At 67.9% G+C, this 16,313-nt stretch carries 18 protein-coding genes; 6 read left to right on the top strand and 12 right to left on the bottom strand.

Annotated elements, in window-relative coordinates; all coding sequences use genetic code 11:
- Positions 1-46: 46 nt before the first annotated feature.
- The 5 genes from C1737_RS06445 to C1737_RS06425 are packed head-to-tail and all read right to left on the bottom strand — an operon-like array spanning position 47 to position 5,506.
- Entirely contained in the window at positions 47-1,171 is a 1,125-nt protein-coding gene (locus C1737_RS06445; protein WP_068099263.1) for a Xaa-Pro peptidase family protein, read from the bottom strand.
- Positions 1,161-2,396, bottom strand: coding sequence for a Xaa-Pro peptidase family protein (locus C1737_RS06440; protein ID WP_068099264.1), 1,236 nt, complete (start codon positions 2,394-2,396; stop codon positions 1,161-1,163). Before C1737_RS06440 ends, C1737_RS06445 begins: the two co-directional genes overlap by 11 nt.
- On the bottom strand, positions 2,393-3,574 hold the full coding sequence (locus C1737_RS06435; protein ID WP_068099265.1) for an amidohydrolase family protein: 1,182 nt from the start codon (positions 3,572-3,574) through the stop codon (positions 2,393-2,395). The genes C1737_RS06440 and C1737_RS06435 overlap by 4 nt, the downstream gene beginning before the upstream one ends.
- Positions 3,568-4,791, bottom strand: a complete 1,224-nt coding sequence (locus C1737_RS06430) for a cytochrome P450 (protein WP_068099266.1) — start codon at positions 4,789-4,791, stop codon at positions 3,568-3,570. Before C1737_RS06430 ends, C1737_RS06435 begins: the two co-directional genes overlap by 7 nt.
- Positions 4,792-4,828: 37 nt before the next feature.
- The gene (locus C1737_RS06425; RefSeq protein WP_068099267.1) at positions 4,829-5,506 is read right to left on the bottom strand and encodes a TetR/AcrR family transcriptional regulator; all 678 of its coding nucleotides are present in this window, start codon (positions 5,504-5,506) and stop codon (positions 4,829-4,831) included.
- A 146-nt stretch (positions 5,507-5,652) separates the two neighbouring features.
- Between C1737_RS06425 and C1737_RS06420 the strand changes: the two genes are divergently transcribed.
- Entirely contained in the window at positions 5,653-6,129 is a 477-nt protein-coding gene (locus tag C1737_RS06420; protein WP_067917367.1) for a nitroreductase family deazaflavin-dependent oxidoreductase, read from the top strand.
- Positions 6,130-6,156: 27 nt separating this feature from the next.
- On the opposite strand, the gene C1737_RS06415 is transcribed toward C1737_RS06420, so the two are convergent.
- The 3 genes from C1737_RS06415 to C1737_RS06405 all read right to left on the bottom strand — a co-directional run bounded on the left by C1737_RS06415 (position 6,157) and on the right by C1737_RS06405 (position 8,254).
- The gene (locus tag C1737_RS06415; RefSeq protein ID WP_068099268.1) at positions 6,157-6,651 is read right to left on the bottom strand and encodes a DUF2231 domain-containing protein; all 495 of its coding nucleotides are present in this window, start codon (positions 6,649-6,651) and stop codon (positions 6,157-6,159) included.
- 35 nt (positions 6,652-6,686) lie between these two features.
- Complete coding sequence (locus C1737_RS06410; RefSeq protein WP_102417533.1) at positions 6,687-7,310, bottom strand: hypothetical protein; 624 nt, start codon at positions 7,308-7,310, stop codon at positions 6,687-6,689.
- Between the two features lie 119 nt (positions 7,311-7,429).
- Positions 7,430-8,254: a SigB/SigF/SigG family RNA polymerase sigma factor gene (locus C1737_RS06405; protein WP_068095409.1), complete on the bottom strand. Its 825-nt coding sequence runs from the start codon at positions 8,252-8,254 to the stop codon at positions 7,430-7,432.
- A 662-nt stretch (positions 8,255-8,916) separates the two neighbouring features.
- On the opposite strand from C1737_RS06405, the gene C1737_RS06400 reads away from it, so the two are divergent.
- The 3 genes from C1737_RS06400 to C1737_RS06390 all read left to right on the top strand — a co-directional run bounded on the left by C1737_RS06400 (position 8,917) and on the right by C1737_RS06390 (position 11,186).
- A complete protein-coding gene (locus C1737_RS06400; protein ID WP_068095407.1) occupies positions 8,917-9,816 on the top strand; it encodes an SDR family NAD(P)-dependent oxidoreductase in 900 nt (299 codons plus the stop codon).
- Between the two features lie 204 nt (positions 9,817-10,020).
- Complete coding sequence (locus C1737_RS06395) at positions 10,021-10,806, top strand: heavy metal-binding domain-containing protein (protein WP_067917357.1); 786 nt, start codon at positions 10,021-10,023, stop codon at positions 10,804-10,806.
- The gene (locus tag C1737_RS06390) at positions 10,806-11,186 is read left to right on the top strand and encodes a DUF5073 family protein (RefSeq protein ID WP_067917355.1); all 381 of its coding nucleotides are present in this window, start codon (positions 10,806-10,808) and stop codon (positions 11,184-11,186) included. The genes C1737_RS06395 and C1737_RS06390 overlap by 1 nt, the downstream gene beginning before the upstream one ends.
- 20 nt (positions 11,187-11,206) lie before the next feature.
- Here C1737_RS06390 and C1737_RS06385 read toward each other — a convergent pair whose 3' ends face one another.
- The 3 genes from C1737_RS06385 to C1737_RS06375 form a co-directional block, all read right to left on the bottom strand.
- Entirely contained in the window at positions 11,207-11,869 is a 663-nt protein-coding gene (locus C1737_RS06385) for a cutinase family protein (RefSeq protein WP_369807506.1), read from the bottom strand.
- A 61-nt stretch (positions 11,870-11,930) separates the two neighbouring features.
- The gene (locus tag C1737_RS06380) at positions 11,931-12,401 is read right to left on the bottom strand and encodes a hypothetical protein (protein WP_102417532.1); all 471 of its coding nucleotides are present in this window, start codon (positions 12,399-12,401) and stop codon (positions 11,931-11,933) included.
- 43 nt (positions 12,402-12,444) lie between these two features.
- A complete protein-coding gene (locus C1737_RS06375) occupies positions 12,445-13,116 on the bottom strand; it encodes a TetR/AcrR family transcriptional regulator (RefSeq protein ID WP_102417531.1) in 672 nt (223 codons plus the stop codon).
- A gap of 151 nt (positions 13,117-13,267) precedes the next feature.
- On the opposite strand from C1737_RS06375, the gene C1737_RS06370 reads away from it, so the two are divergent.
- The gene (locus tag C1737_RS06370; RefSeq protein WP_102417530.1) at positions 13,268-15,034 is read left to right on the top strand and encodes an amidohydrolase family protein; all 1,767 of its coding nucleotides are present in this window, start codon (positions 13,268-13,270) and stop codon (positions 15,032-15,034) included.
- Between the two features lie 18 nt (positions 15,035-15,052).
- Here the strand turns inward: C1737_RS06370 and C1737_RS06365 are convergent, their stop codons facing one another.
- Positions 15,053-15,616, bottom strand: a complete 564-nt coding sequence (locus tag C1737_RS06365) for a TetR/AcrR family transcriptional regulator (RefSeq protein ID WP_102417529.1) — start codon at positions 15,614-15,616, stop codon at positions 15,053-15,055.
- A gap of 64 nt (positions 15,617-15,680) precedes the next feature.
- Between C1737_RS06365 and C1737_RS06360 the strand changes: the two genes are divergently transcribed.
- Complete coding sequence (locus C1737_RS06360) at positions 15,681-16,241, top strand: bifunctional 2-polyprenyl-6-hydroxyphenol methylase/3-demethylubiquinol 3-O-methyltransferase UbiG (protein ID WP_068095397.1); 561 nt, start codon at positions 15,681-15,683, stop codon at positions 16,239-16,241.
- Positions 16,242-16,313: the final 72 nt, after the last annotated feature.

Below are 16,313 nucleotides of genomic sequence, written 5' to 3'. Positions count from 1 at the left end.
AGTGACACAAGTGATTTCAGCGGTCCGGCGGAGGGCTGGGGAGTGATCAGGTGCCGTCCCACACCGGGCTGGTCGTCATCACCTCTGCGCCGCCCTCGGTGATATGGACCGTATCCCGCCGGAATACCGCCCCGACGCTCTCCTGCCAGACGTACGCGGTGATCGCCAGCACCATGCCCGCCTCCAGCTGGTCCCGTTCGCCGGCGGCCATCAGTGTTTGCGACACCACGGGTGGATCGAACCCCAGCCCCAGGCCGTGTGCGATCGGCATCGGTGGAATCGGTTCGCCGGCCGCCTGATAGGCCGTCACCAAGTCGGAGGTGGGCGCGCCGGGTTGACAGGCCGCAAGCATGTTGTCGTACAACACATCCGAACGGCCAAATAACTTGCGGATAGAGCTGTCGACGGTATCGCCCGCGGGCCAGGTTCGACCCACCTCCGCGACGTAGCCATTGGCCAGCGCCCCGGCCGCGAACGCGACCAGGTCACCCGGCCGCACCTCCCCCGAATCGGCGCGCCGCCACGGGTGCTCCTTTGACGTGACCCAGGCGGCGTCCTGGGTGGCCGGTGTGCTGACGCCGCCCGCGGCCATGGCCTCCATCATCGCCGCGGCCAGCGTCCGCTCCGGCACTCCGGGCCCGAATTCGCCGAGGGCCGCGGCCAATCCGCGTTCGGAGATGCGCAGCGCGGTGGTCATCGCCACGATCTCGTCGGCCGTCTTGACCCGCCGCGCCGCCCGCATGGCCGGTTCGCCGTCGACGATGTCGGCGTTGGGAAAGGCTTCGGGCAGCAACGCGGCGAAAGTCGGTGTGATCGCGTCGGTTCCGACGCGCCGTGCCGTGTCGGTGCCGTCGATCTTCTTCAGCACGTCGATCAGGGTCATCGGGTTCCACGCCAATCCGTAAAGGTGATCGTGCCCGATCTCTTCCGGGACGCCCGCGTCGTCGGTGCTGTTGAGGTAGATGTCCGCGGTGGCGCGCACCAGCACGCACATCGGACCGAACGGCCGCGTCCCGGCGATCCACAGCTGCGGGGCGCCGGTGACGTAACGAATGTTGGCCTGCCGCCCGAGCACCAGGATGTCGAGTCCGTGTGCATCCATTTGGGCCAGCGCGCGTTCCCGACGGCCCGTCCGCAGCGCGTACGCGTCGGGTAGCAGGTCAGTCGCCATAGGGGGAGTAGGGGTAGTCGGTGATCGGCTGGTAGCCGTCTTCGGTGATCACCACGATCTCCTCACTGCGATAGCCGCCCGTGCCGTCCTCCCACACCACGGGCTCCAGAACCAGAACCATCCCGGGCGGGAAGACGAAGTGGTCGTCGAACTCTTCACCGAGATCCGTTCCGATCATGGGAGCTTCGGCGGGATAGGTGCCGATGCCGTGCCCCAGGTAGAAGTGCGGCAACCACGGTTTGCGGCCGCCATTGGCGGCGATCGCCGCCCGCGCCAGATCACCCGACGTGACGCCGGCTTTGGTCACCGCGAGCACCGCGTCCAGGATGGTCCGCCATTGCCGGAACTGGTCCTGCTGTCGCGGCGTGGGCCGTTCGCCGACCACCCAGGTCCGGCCGAAGTCCGAGCAATAGCCGAGGTAGGTGATGCTGATATCGGTCCACAGCACGTCACCGGCGGTGAGCTCACGATCGGTGGGCAGCAGCGGCAGCGCAAGGTCGCCATGCGTCGTCCACACCCCGGCTTCCCGCGAACTCGGCATCACCTGCCAGATGGCCTCCAGCATGTTCGTGGTGGCTCCCAGCTCGAATGCGCGACGGACCAGCGTGGCCGAGAGGTCGGTCTGCCGCACCCCCGGCACCAGGGCCCGCTGCACGTCCACGATGGCTTGTTCGGTGATGCGGGCCGCGCGGCGAAGGCACGACAGCTCGTCACGCGTCTTCACCAGTTGCGCGTCGGCGAGCACGATCGCCGCGTCCGTCGGCGCGCCCGCGGGGAACAGCGCGCGGCCGGCCCTGCGCATCGCCCCGGTCAGCTCGTCCACGGCGACGTTCGCGGCCGGCGGGATCAGCCCGGCCAACTCGCGCGCGAACTGTTCGACACCGTGGTCGAATTCGAGGTAGACGGGACCGTGCAGATGGTCGTCGGGTACCGGTGACTCCGCGGACGCCCCACCGCGGAACGGCATGAACAGGTGCGGGTATTCGTCGTCGGCGAGCACCACGGCGACCGGGCGCTCCACGTGTGACAGGCCGGCGTCGAGCAGCGGCCAGCTGGCGCCGGTCGCGTACCCCACATACCCGTTCATCAACAGGATCAACGCGTCGACGCCGTGGTCGGCCATCGCGGACCGCAGCCGCGCCCCGATCTCGGCCCGCATGCGGACCCGGTCCGGTTCGTCGGGAATATCGATCACGGAGCCGCGAGCGGCGAGCGAATCGGTCATGAGAGCCCCAGGAAGTTTCTGATGTTCCCGCTGACGACGCGAACCGCGTCCTCCGGCCCGACGGCGTCAACGACCGCGGCCAGCGACCGCTCCGAGTATCCGTAGGTGCTTTCGTTGTGCGGGTAGTCCGAGGACCACATCACCTTGTCGATCCCGATCTCGTCGACCTGGGCGAGCCCGAGGCCGTCCACCATGAACGACGCGCACATGTGGGCGTCCCAATACTGACGCACGTCATGCTCGGGCTGGTGTGCGAGCATGTGCCGATAGGAGGCCAGCACGTGCTCGGCGTCTTGCAGAGCCGGTGGGATCCAGGCGATGCCGCCCTCGAACCAGCCGACCCGCAGCCCCGGGTGGCGGTCCAGGATGCCGCCGAAGACGTACTTGGAGAACATCTCCCGGAAAGAGTCGATGTTCACCATCATGGCCACCGCGACGCTGTTGACCTCGCTCGGCACCTTCGGCTGGCTCTCGCCGATGTGATGGGCGACGGGCAGGGCCGCGTCCTCGATCTCGTCCCACACCGCGCTCATCGCGGTGCTCGAAAAGTCGATCGCGTGGCCGTTGTCGTCGATGCCGGGACTGATCGGCATCAGAAACGTCTTGAGCCCCAGTGCCTTCAGTTCCGAGAGCGTGCGCCGGGTGCCGCGCGGATCCCACCAGTTGATCAAACCGACGCCGTAGCAATGGCCGCCGGAGCGTTCCTGCACGGCGGCAATGTGTTCGTTGTAGATACGAAAGATGCGCTCCCGCAGGTCCTTGTCGGGGTAGTGGAACAGCGCCAGGACCGCGTTGGGAAAAACGAGTTCCTTGTCGACGCCGTCCTCGGCGAGTTCACGCACGCGGGCATCGATGTTGTTGCTCACCGCGCCGGCCAGATCGTCGTATTGCATCAGCACCGCGCTGAAATCGCCGACCACCATCGACTGCCCCGGTCGGCCGAGCAGGTACGCGCCGTCCTCGTACCAGATTCTCGGCGCGTAATCCTTCAGGTCGTCGGGGAAGTGCTCGTAGAAGATGTCGTCGGCCACCGAGATGTGGTTGTCGGCGGAGAACACCTCGGTGCCGGGGGGCAGCCCCGTGCTGGCACCGGTGGCGTGGCCGCGGCGGTGTTTGGGCGCACCGATCACACCCTCCGGGTAGAGGGTTCGCGGGCGAAGCCGACCGGGCTTCACCATGCGACCGGAAGCTCATAAAGGCCGTACGCCAGCGCGTCGTGTTTGAACGGCAGCTCTTCCAGCGGCACCGCGAGCCGCAGCGTCGGGACGCGGCGCAGCAGGGTGGGCAGGACGATCTGCAGCTCCATCCGGGCCAGTTGCTGCCCGACGCACTGGTGGCGGCCGTAGCCGAAACCGACGTGCGGGCCGTCCTCGCGGAGCAGGTCAAGCCGCTCCGGGTCGGGGAATTGCCGGGCATCCCAGTTCGCCGGCGCGACATCGAGGATGATGCCCTCGCCCGCGCGGATCGTCTCGCCGGCCACCTCGATGTCCTCGACGGCGATGCGGCGCTGACCGGTCTGGATGATGCTGAGGTAACGCATCAATTCCTCGACCGCGACCGCGATCGCCTTCGGGTCGTCGGCGTCGCGCAGCAGCGCCAGCTGGTCGGGGTGGTCGAGTAAGGCCGCGATGCTCAGGCTGATCATGTTGGCGGTGGTCTCATGGCCGGCGATGAGCACACCCGTGGCCAACTGCGCGGCTTCCCGCACGCTGAGCTCCTCGGCGTTGACCCGCTCGGCGAGGTCGGACACCAAGTCCTCGGAGGGGCTTTCCATTTTGGTCCGCACCAGGTTCGCCAGGTACTTCGCCAACGATGCCGCGCCCTGTGCGGTGTCCTCCTCGGTGGCGTACCGGCCCATGCCCCGTTGGGCCTGGGTCTGGAAGAAATCCGCGTCTTCGTACGGCACACCCAACAACTGGCTGATCACCAGAGAGGGGACGGGCAGTGCCAACGTGCTGACCAGGTCTCCGGGCTTGGGGCCGGCCAGCAACGCGTCGATGTGGTCGTCGGTGATGCTCTGCACCGCCGGCCGGAGCGCCTCAACGCGCTTGAAGGTGAATGGTTTCGACAGCATCCGGCGGAATCGGGTGTGCTCCTCGGCGTCGGAGGTGAACACCGACCGCGGTCGCTTGTGCACGGTCGCCAGCATTCCCTCGTTCCAATGCGGATATCCCGGCAGCCGGTCGTCGACGCTGGCGCGCGAATCGGTGAACAACGCCCGGATCGCCTCGTAGCCGTGGATCAGCCACGGCGTGCTGTCGTCCCAGATCCGGACGCGACTCAGCTGGGTGCCGGCGTTGAGCTCCAACACCTTTGGCGGCGGGGCGAACGGACAACCCGGCGCCCGCGACATCGGGAACTCCGGAATATCGGTGGCGGTCGAGGCGTCTGTCATCGCTCTCCTGGGATCTGGGGGTTCTCGGGTTCGAGGACTAGCCGCCCGCGGCGGCCACGTGGACGGGTGCGCGCCACAGGCCGACGATCGCGTCGATCAGCCCTTCGCCGGCGACCGGCCATGCCGAACGTGAACGCGGTCCGTGTTCGGCGAGCGCGCCCTCGTGCTCCGCGCAGGTGTGCATGAGCAGGTTGCGCACCATGACCATTCGTTCCGAGCGCACCCGACGGGGCAGATCGGGAAGGCACCGGTTGATGCCGTCGATGGTCCGTACGAGCAGTGGCGAGGCGAGCGCATCCCTGGTGACGACGTGACGGTACGTGGGATCGGCCATCGCCTGGGCGGCGAACCGGGCGTACCAGCTGGGCGTGCCCAGCGCGTGCAGGTGATCGGTGAGTGGCCGCACCAGCGCGCCCACCCAGTCGCGCAGTACGGCCGAATCGCCGATGGCGCTCAGCATCTGGGCCCGCAATTCCTCGATCGGCTCCCGATGCTTGCCTTCGATCGCGCGGAGCAGGTCGGTCCTGGTTCCGAAGTGGTAGCAAGCGGCGGCGTTGTTGCCTTGCCCGGCCGCCTCGCTGATCTGCCGGTTCGACACGGCATACATGCCGCGTTCGGCGAACAGCACTTCCGCGGCCGACAAGATCGCCTCGCGGGTACCCGTCGACCTGTCGGAGCGAGCGATCCGCTCGGCGGTCATCGCCTCAGTGAACACCGCGAGGCCGATTAAATCAAGCAATTTATTTAACGGGCGTGGCGGCCGTCGCGCTATGAAGCGTCCGGATCCCCAATCCCCGGCACTTCAAGGCGATTTCATTGCTCCGACGCCCGGGCGGGGCCGCGCGGGAATACAGTCTTCGTATGAATCCGCTCCAGCGGGTGGCTCGCAATCCGGCGGCCTACCGCAGGCTCGTCCTGAATGGCCGGCCGGTCGCTGAAGGGCTCGAGGCACTGCTGCGGTTCGCGACCAACGGGCGGCTCGGCGTTCTGGATCTCGCCGGTGTGCCCAACGTTCAGGTCACGACGTCGGGTCGCAAAACCGGGCTGGCGCGCACGGCGACGGTGCAGTACGTGCCCGTCGAGAACGGGTTGTTGGTGGTCGGCTCCAACTGGGGCCGGGATCGCCACCCGTCGTGGTCGGCGAATCTGAAGGCCACGCAACGGGTTACCGTCCGCAGGCGCGGTCAGCGTTTCGTCGCGACGGTGCGGTTGCTCACCGGCGAGGAGCGCGACGAGGCGTGGTCGACCGTGCTGGCGCACTGGCCGAACTATCAAGTCGCCCAGGATCGCGCGGGTGGGCGGCAATTCCGGCTGTTCCTGCTCACGCCCACGGCATAGGCGCCCGCCTAGGTGTACTGGCGACCGCTACCCCGCGTGATGGGATTGTTGCAGGCGGGCGATTTCGCCACCCCAAACCGATTGGGCGCCAGCATCACCCACGCGGTAAATCTGGACCATCGATGAGATGGCGACGGCGAGCACCAGTATCGCGATCGTCGCCCGGACGACCACGCGGCTCTTGTCCGAGCGGCGTTCGATCAGCCGCATCACCACCAGCACCAGCGCGGCCGCCAGCAGCGCGGCCGAGAAGTAGGTCATCGTGGCGCCCAGGGTGGCATGCTTCTGCAGGATGGCGCTGGGTTTGGCCCTCAGGTCGTAAAGCCATTCCCCGGCGTCAACCGTGATCGGCGTCAACACCATGGTGGCGACAGCCGATATCAATGCGAGCCACAACAGTGGGCCCCGGCGCGCCGTCGGCCAGAACACGCACACGATCTCCAGCACGGCGGTCAGCGGTACCAGCACCACCACGAAGTGCAGCAGCAGGGCATGGGCGGGCAGGCCGTTGATGACGGTCATCGGGCTCCTCGGTGCGTTGGGCGATCAACCGGCGCTCAGCCGCCGAGCCCCTTCTTGATGGCCGCGTCTTGTTTCTGGCCCACGTCGTTGACGAAGTCGGCGGGGGCAAGCGTGTCGGGCGGCCCGTCGAATTCCAGCGTGACGAACGCCTTGCCCTCGGTGAACAGCAGTATCGTCACGCCCTTGCTCTTGTCCGGGGAATTGCCCATCAACGTCGTTCCACCCGTGCCCACGTTGGCGGCTTGGGTAGTCGGGTTCTTGATCACGTCACCCTGCGCGCCCTTGGCCGTGTTCAACGCGTTCGTGGCGGCGTCGGGGTCCGCGAGCACCTGGATCGTGTCCTTGATGACGTGGCTGCCGTCCTCGTCTTTGAACGTCGTCGCGACGCCGGGTTGACCGTTCGGGTTGCTCGTCGGCGGGGTGGCGGTGAACGGGATTGGCGCGTTGATGTCGCTCGCCTGGATCAACAGCCCGACGTACTGGTTCGCCTGCGCGGATGCCGACGACGTCGGTGTAGAACTGGGTGCGCTGGTGGCCGAGCTGGACGCCCCCGACTTCGACGGCGTTGACGTCGTCGAATCCTTGCCGCACCCTGCTATCGCCACTGCCAGCGCCGCCGCCGCCGCGACACCCGCGGTCGCCGTCCGTGAAGTCGTCATCGCTCGAGCTCCCTTCCAGGCCGCCTCCGGCGCCACCGTCGAGTTCGTTCCCGAATCGCACAGTACATTGCGGCGCGGCACCACCGTGGCGCCGAAGGCCCCTGGGGGAGGTGAAGGCGCTAATCCAGTTGGTCGCGCAAGCAGCGCAGGGTGCTGGCCAGGATGCGGGAGACCTGCATCTGCGAGACCCCGATGCGCTCGGCGATCTGGCTCTGCGTCATTGATTCGAAGAATCTCATGCGCAAGACCTCGCGTTCGCGCTCGGGGAGCGCGGCAACCAGGACGCGCAGCGCTTCCCGGTTGGTGATGTGTTCGATCTGCGGGTCGATGCCGCCGACCGCGTCCGCGACCAGTCGCGGCGTGCCCGAGCTGTCGGTGCCCACCGGCGCGTCCAGGGAATCCAGGCGGTAGGCGTCGCCCGCCACGAGGCACTCGACGATCTCCTCGCGGGGGACCTCCAGCGCTTGCGACAGCTCGCCCGCGGTGGGCGCGCGCCCCAGCTTCTGGGCCAGATCGCCGGTCGTCCTGCTGATCTGCACGTGCAGTTCACGCAGCCTCCGCGGTACCCGCATGCCCCAGCTGTAGTCGCGGAAGTACCGGCGAACCTCGCCCATCATGGTCGGGACCGCGAAGCCGATGAAGCTGGGCCCCTTGTCGGGATCGAACCTGTTGATGGCGTTCATCAGCCCCAGTCGCGCCACCTGGATGAGGTCGTCGAGCCCCTCGCCGCGGCGCGCGAAATGGCTGGCCACGTGGTCGGCCAAGGGCAGGCATCGGGTCACGATCCGTTCGCGCTGGCGACGATATTCGTGCGACTCGGCCGGCATCTGGCGCAGCAGGACGAACATCTCGACCACGTCGTCGTAGGAGTCGTCGGCTTTCTTGTCACGGCACGGAGCCGCTGCGGTGGAAGCGGGACGGTCGGGAGCAATCACATTGGTCATCGGCGCACGCGCCCGTTCTCGGCGCGGCTGATCCTGAAAGCTTTGGTACACAAACATTTCTGCATTACTGACTCACTCCTCTGAGTCGTGTGCAGCGAGACTGGCAGCTATGCGCACAGTCGCCTCACTGCACCTGTATCCGCAGGACTGGTCGTTCATCGAACGCGCGGGGTTACCGACGGGAGATGACTCGGGTGTTGATCGCCGGAGCCATGTCAAGCTCAGTAGCCGTGCGGCTGACTGGCCGCTTTGAGCTAAACGGCGACACGTCCATAACGGACTTCATTTGCGACTATACGCCCCATCGCATGGGCCCGCGATCGCTTACCGCATGGGCGGCCCGGGCTCGTTCGCAACCGATTCCACCGCGACGTCGGCCGCATGGGAGCGATTGCCGACGTATGCGCAGGCCAGAGGCCGGACTGGTGGTCCGGCGCACATCGCGGCGATGCCCGGGCGGATGGCCGGCCATGATGTTTGCGGTGGGCACACCCGGTGCCGCTTGCCCACGTTGGCGGGGTTCGCCCGGCAGCAAAGTGCTGACCGTGGTTCTCATTTGTGTCCCGGCTGGGTACTGTTCGCCTAATGTTCGTGACCGAGCCCGCGCGACCGGCACTCGATCTTTACCGAGAGCGCTTATCGCGCAACGTATTACGACGCCCATGGAGGTGAGCGGCGACGGGCGCCTGCTGGATGGGCGGGGCGTGGTGGTGGCGGGCGGCAGCCGTGGGATCGGCCGCGCGGTCGCCGAACTGCTCTGCGACCTGGGGGCCGGCGTGGTCGTCAACGGGCGCGACGGGCACGCGGTCGAGGAGACGGTCGCCGCGATCACGGCGGCGGGCGGACATGCCAGCGCGGTGGTCGGACCCGCCGACGAGGAGCGCATCGCCGCTACCCTCGTCGACGACTGCGTGCGCACCCATGGGCGGCTGGACGCCATGATCAACTGCGTCGGGATCGCCGAACCGCCCGGCTCCTCGATCCTGAACATCTCGCCCGAAGACTTCGATCGCCTGGTCAGCGCCCACCTCGGTTCGGCGTTCCACACGTCGCGGGCGGCGGCACGCGTCATGGCGGCGCAGGGACACGGTGCCATCGTCAACACGAGCTCGGTGGCGTTCTTGGGCGACTACGGCGGCACCGGCTACCCCGCGGGCAAAGGCGGGGTGAACGCGCTGACCATGGCCGTCGCCGCCGAGTTGAAGGCGCACGGCGTGCGGGCCAACGTCGTGTGTCCCGGCGCCCGCACGCGCCTGTCGACGGGCGCCGAGTACGAGGAGCACATCGAGGACCTGTACCGCCGCGGCTTGCTGGACGACATGACCATGCGGGCCTCGTTGGACAGCGCCCCGCCGGCCTTCGTGGCCCCGCTGTATGCCTACCTCGCGAGTGACCTCGCGCAGGCCGTGACGGGCCAGATCTTCGTCGCCGCAGGCGGATTCGTCGGTCGCTTCGACCGGCCGACCCCGCGGGTGCTCGGTTACCGCGACCACCATGACGCCGGCCCCTGGGCGGTCGGCGATGTGCACGAGATGATCGCCGCCGCCCAAGCCGCGCCCTGAGGCGCGGGGCGACAAGGGCGGCCGGACGCCACGGCGGCAGCAAAGTGCATCGGGTCACCGCACGGCCCGGCGTGCGCGAGCCGGGTCCGGCGCTCGGGCCACCCATATTTCGCCACGGCTCCACCGGAAAGTCGCACGTTATGGGTGTGCGCGGCGGCCCGGCCGCCTACGCTGTCCTGCGAACCGCAGGAGGGCGTCTTGACAATGCAACCGAACCCGCTCGACCCCGTCGCCAGCGAACGGCTCTCGCACGCAGGTAAAGTGTTCACATCCGATCTGTCGATCAACGAATTCGCCTTGCTGCATGGGGCCGGGTTCGAACCGATCGAACTCGTGATGGGCGTCTCGGTCTACCACGTCGGCTATCAGTTCACCGGCATCCGCCAACAATCCGAACTGCCGGTCCTCACCGACGCGACCTACCGGGCGCGCTGGAATGCCATGTCGCGGATGCAGGCGGAGGCGGACTCACTGGGCGCCGACGGTGTGGTCGGCGTCCGCCTCGAATGGCGGCATCAGGGGGAGGGCGAGCACCTGGAGTTCATCGCGGTCGGAACCGCGGTGCGATACACGCCGCAGCCGGGCGCCTATCGGCGCCCCAACGGTCAGGCGTTCACCAGTCACCTGTCCGGCCAGGACCTGACGACCCTGCTGCGATCGGGGTTCGCCCCCGTCGCGTTCGTGATGGGCAACTGCGTGTTTCACGTTGCGGTACAAGGCTTCCTGCGCACGCTCAGCCAGGTCGGACGCAATGCCGAGATGCCGCAATGGACGCAGGGCAGCTACCAGGCCCGCGAGCTGGCGATGTCACGCATGCAGAGTGAGGCCGAGCGCGACGGCGCAAGCGGTGTCGTCGGAGTGCATTTCGCGATCTCGAACTACGCGTGGGGTCACCACACCGTCGAGTTCTACGTGGCCGGCACCGCGGTGCGCCGCGGCGGTGAGGCGCAAACGCTGACACCGTCGTTCGTCCTGCCCATGAGCGATTGATGACGGGCCTCGATCACGATCGGGTCGGCCGGGTCGTCGGAACGGCCCTGGCCGGACCGGGGGGAGTCGGGCTGGTGCTCAAGGTGTTTTCCGGGGTTCCGGGCGTGATCCTCGTTCCCGCGCGGCGCGGCTTCTTCCGGTCGCAGCCGGAGCGGGTGCAGATCGGCGACTGGCGGTACGAGGTGACGGCCGACGGTCGCGTGAGCGCCGCGCATGTGGTGAACGGCATCGTCCTGGCCGAGGAGGTCCTGGCCGCCGGCGCCGTCGGACCGCATATCGCCCGCGCGCTCGGGCAGTTGGTGAGAAATTACGGTCCGACGGTCATCCCGAACATCGACGCCGCGCTCGAGGTCCTCGATGCCGGGTCCGGGCCGCGCTGACCCCGCAGTCCAGGGCCGGGCTAGAGGCGGCCGGCGGCGAAATCCGCCGCCTGGTCGACCATGCCCGCTTCGACGTACTGCCGGTGTGCCGCGGGGTTGACGGCGTCCGAGCAGACCGGGTCGCCTGGCACGCACAGTTCGATGGTCTTGGCCGCATACGGCGGGCCGATCGTCACGGGCGGTTCGTTGATGATGCTCATGAACTGGTTCGACGGCGTTCCGAAGAGCGCCACCGCGGCCACGTGGTTGGCCACCTCGGCCGGCATCGGCTGCAGCGCCTGGACCAGGTGCACGCCGTCCGGGACCGCGCTTTCGGTGACGAAACCCATCACGGCCGCACCCTGGGAGTATCCGCCCAGCACCATCCTGGTCCTCGGGCACGAGACCGCCATGTGCTCGACGTGGGCGCCCGCGTCGCTGATGCCGTCCACGGCCCTGGGGAAGTCGGTGGTCGCCGGGTAGTCGACGGGATACACGCCCAGGGACCTACCGCCCACGTGTGAGCGCAGAGAGTCGACGAAACTCTGGCCGATACGGCCGACGCCGGGCGGCTCGTTGGTACCCCGGGCGAACACCACCTCGACATCGGGGCATGGCTCGGCGACCCCGATCGGTGCCACCGGCAGCGACCAAAAAGGCGCCAGCGCAGCACAAATCAGACCGCAGAGGGTATGCGCCTTCACAGCGTGATCTTGTCACAGGGTGCCAAAACGCGCGCGTTATGTGGTCGCCGGCGGCGCCGGGCTACCGCGGCGCGTCCGTCCCGGAGGAATGGGGCCCTCGGGGCGTCAACGACCGGGCGGCCCGCAGCAGGCCGCGAAACGCATAGGCGGCGCTCACCACGGTCAGGATGATCAGGAGGATGAACATCGGCAGCCAGTTGCCCCTGCTGTGGTCGACGTCCCACCAGATGATGGTGAACAACACCACGCACACCACGAGCACGATGTCGCGCCAGTTCCCCTGGTAAGACAACGCCGCCTTGCGCAGCGCCCTACTCCGGTCCGTCGTCTCGATGAGGTCGTCGATGCGGGCGTCGATGGTGCGTTGCAGTTCGGTGCGCCTGGCGCCGGGCTCGAGCCGGTCCAACAAATCCATGTCGTCTTTGATCAGCCCCCGGAAATCCGGCGCCCGGAACTGGCCGGCGGCGACCGCCAGCATCGCCCCACCGAAGACGGGCGCACTGTTGAGCGCAATCTGTCCGAGGCCCGTCATGCCCGCTCCTTGTGGTTGTCGTCGACGCCGCCCGATGGCCGGGTCAGGATGCCTTGGAAGGCCGCCGCCGCGTTCGCTGCGGCTCGGGGCTCTGCAGTGCATCCATCGCGCGCCGCAGCTGCGGATAGGCGATCGCCGGGCCCAGCCAACGGGTGAGGTAGCGCCGCAGATCGGCACCGCTGCGCGCCGGACGCCCCGGGTCGGCGAGGAACGAGTGCAGCACCCGCAGGCTGAATTCGTTCAGTTCGTCCAGGCCGTCCTCATCGAAACCGTAACTCTCCCAGGCGATGTCGTAACGGTGCAGCATGGACCGTCCGAACGCCAGGGCGGTATCGGAAATGATCGACACCTTCTGGCCGCCCCGGTGGCGTTGGTTGAGCACGAATTCCACTTGGTTGTCCGAGGCCAGCTCCTCGATGGCGAATGCCATACCTTCGGTCATCGCCACGACCGGGTCGGTGACACCGTCGAGGTGGGCGGCCATCCGGTCGAGGAACCCGTCTGCCGACCGCATCGCCGACGCCACCAACAGCGCCTGCGTCCCCGGGAAGTACCGGTACACGGTCTGCCGGGTGACCCCGAGAGCCCGGGCCACGTCGGCGATCCGCATCGCCGAGCCGCGCTCCTCGATGATCCTGTCGGCGGCATCCAGGATGCGCTCGATAGCCTCCTCGTCGGAGGCGGGCGTGTTGCCGGCCCAACCGTGACTGCGCATCAGCGAGCGGCAAACCGGTAGTCGGTGATCCCCACAGCTGGATCATAGCCGCTGGGGGCACACGACCCCTGCTGGTTAACATGGCTAGACACTTCGGACATTATGTATGCTCGCATCGGATCGTCAGCGTCGGGCGGCAGAAAGGCCGAACATGCACTACGACACGGTGATCACCAACGGTCGCTGGTTCGATGGAACGGGTGCGCCGTCGGTGTGCAGAAACATCGGGGTGCGCGACGGCCGGGTCGCCACCATCACCTCCGAACCGCTCGACACGGCGGGCGCCGATGTCATCGACGCGACGGGCCAGTGGGTCATCCCCGGCATCATCGACATCCACACCCATTACGACGTCGAAATACTCTGTGAGCCGGAGCTTTCCGAATCGCTGCGGCACGGCGTGACCACCGTGATGCTGGGCTCTTGTTCGTTGTCCACGGTCTATCTGGACAACGTGGACGCGGGCGACATCTTCGGCCGGGTGGAAGCGATTCCCCGGCGTTACGTCATCGAGCACCTGGACGCGGCCCGTTCGTGGACCAATCCCGCGGAGTACGTTGCCGAACTCGACCGGCGGAACCTGGGCCCCAACGTCGCGGCGTTCATGGGCCACTCCGACATGCGCGCGGCGACGATGGGACTGGACCGCGCGACACGCAAGGACGTCCGGCCGTCGGCGGCGGAACTGGCGCGGATGGAGTCGATGCTCAACGAGGCGCTGGACGAAGGCTTCGTCGGGATGTCGTCGCAGCAATTGCTGTTCGACAAACTCGACGGCGAGGTTTGCCGGTCGCGCACCCTGCCGTCGACATACGCCAAGCCCCGGGAGCTGCGCCGGCTGAACGCTATCCTGCGGCGGCGCAACAAGATCCTGCAGTCGGGACCCGATATCACGAACCCGCTGTCGGTGGTGTCGCAGTTGGCGACGTCGCTGGGGTTCGGCCGTCCCCGGCTGAAGACCAGCCTGCTCTCGGCGGCCGACATCAAGGCCATCCCGCCGGTGATCCACCTCATGGACACCCTTGCCCGGGTCGTGAACGGCCTCGGCGGCGACTTCCGGTGGCAGCACCTGCCGGTGCCATTCGAGGTCTACGCCGACGGCATCTCGCTGGTGGTGTTCGAGGAGTTCGGCGCCGGCGCCGCGGCGCTGCACCTGCAGGGTGAGATCGAGCGCAACCAGCTCATGCGCGACGAGGACTATCGCCGCTGGTTTCGCGAGGACTACGACAAGAGGTTCGGCCCCCGGGTGTGGCACCGCGACTTCTTCGATGCCGAGATCGTGTCCTGCCCGGACCCGTCGGTGGTGGGCAAGTCATTCGGGCGGGTGGGGCTGGACCGCGGTGGGCTGCATCCGGTGGACGCGTTCCTCGACCTGGTGGTGGAGCACGGCGAAAAGCTGCGCTGGCGCACCACGATCTCCAACCATCGTCCCGAGGTGCTCAAGAAGCTGGCGCGGAGCAAGACCGTACAGATGGGGTTCTCCGACGCCGGCGCACACCTGCGCAACATGGCGTTCTACAACTCGGGGCTTCGGCTGCTGCGGCACGTGCACGAGGCGGACAAGCACGGCACGCCGTTCATGTCGGTCGAGCGTGCCGTGCACCGGCTCACCGGCGAACTCGGGGCGTGGTACGGAATCGACGCCGGCACGCTGCGCGTAGGGGATCGCGCCGACGTCGTGGTGATCGACCCGGACAAGCTCGACGCTTCGCTCGACCGATATGCCGAGCATCCGGTGGCCTCCTACGGTGGGTTGTCCCGGATGGTCAACCGCAACGACGACACCGTCAGCGCCGTGCTCGTGGCGGGGCGGTTCGCGTTCGGTGCCGGACGGGCCGCACCCGCGTTGGGCAAGCAGAAGTTCGGCCGCTTCCTGCGGGCCGGCCAGACGTCAGACACGTTGACAACAGTGGCATAATGGTTGCCGCGCAACGGATTACGCCACGTGGGCACCCAGGATCAGGTCGACGGCCTCGTCGAGTTGGCCCTCGATCTCGTCGAAGCTGACGAACCGGGCGGTCATCAGGGCGCCGGAGAAGGTCAGCTGCAGCGTGGATTTCACGGCGCGGGGCCAATCCGGGCCCAGGGCGGCGCCGATGCGGGTCGCGACCTCGTGGCCGATCTGCTCACGAATCGGCGTGACCGCCGGGTCGTCGGCCATCAGGGCCGCGCCGCAGGCGGCGGTCAGCTCCGGCTCGTCGGCGACCACGACGGCCATGTCGCGCAGGGTGGCACTGACCCGCGTCTTGGTCGCGTCGTTGACGTCGGTGCGCAGCGGCAGTTCGCGAAGAAACCGCAGATATACCGCCGCCACCAGCGCGCTCTTGGAGGGAAAGTAGGTGTAGGCGCTGGCCGGCGACACCCCCGCGCGGGTCGCCACCGAGCGCATCGTCAGGTTCGCATACGACGACTCGCGCAGTTCCTGAAGGCCGGCATCGAGGACTTTGCGGATCGTCTGTCCCGGCCGGCGATCCGACCGGCGAACCGCATCTTTGGACACTCGTCCAGTGTAGGAAGGCGCTGAGAGCGCCTACAACGTCCTACCGGGTTCTACAGTTACGGCTATGGCCGAGGCGGACCGGCAGCGTTGGGACGAGCGGTACCAGGCCATGGCGCCACCGTCGGAAGACGCCGCGGGGCCGCCCGGCTTCCTGGCGCCCCACGCGGATGTAGTTCCCACTGCCGGAAGGGCTCTCGATCTCGCGTGCGGCCCCGGCCTCGCCGCGGTGTGGCTCGCGAAGCGCGGACTTCGGGTCGAGGGATTCGACGTATCCCCGGTGGCGGTGGTCCAGGCGCGCGAGCTGGCCGAGCGGGCGGGGGTGAGCGATCGGTGTCGCTTCGAGGTCGTCGACCTGGACGACGGGCTGCCGCCCGGGCCGCCCGCGGACGTCATCCTCTGCCACAGATTCCGGGACCGCCGCCTCGACCGGGCGATCATCGAACGCCTGGCGCCCGGCGGTCTACTGGCGATCGCGGTGCTGAGCGAAGTCGGGGCCGCCCCGGGGCCGTTTCGCGCGGCTGCCGGTGAGCTGCCCGCCGCGTTCGGCGATCTCGACTTGCTCGCCTCCGGGGAGGGTGACGGCCAGGCTTGGCTGCTGGCGCGTGCGGCGCGCGAAGGCCGCTGAGCGGCAAGCGTTTTCGCCCCGCCGATCGACCCTCGCGGAAATGGCATTTGACGGTGCCATTTCGGCTCCCGG

The sequence above is a fragment of the Mycobacterium sp. 4858 genome (assembly GCF_900240975.1).
Lineage (GTDB): Bacteria > Actinomycetota > Actinomycetes > Mycobacteriales > Mycobacteriaceae > Mycobacterium.
The sequence above is the reverse complement of the archived record's forward strand: the minus strand, read 5'-3'. Positions and strand labels throughout refer to the sequence as shown.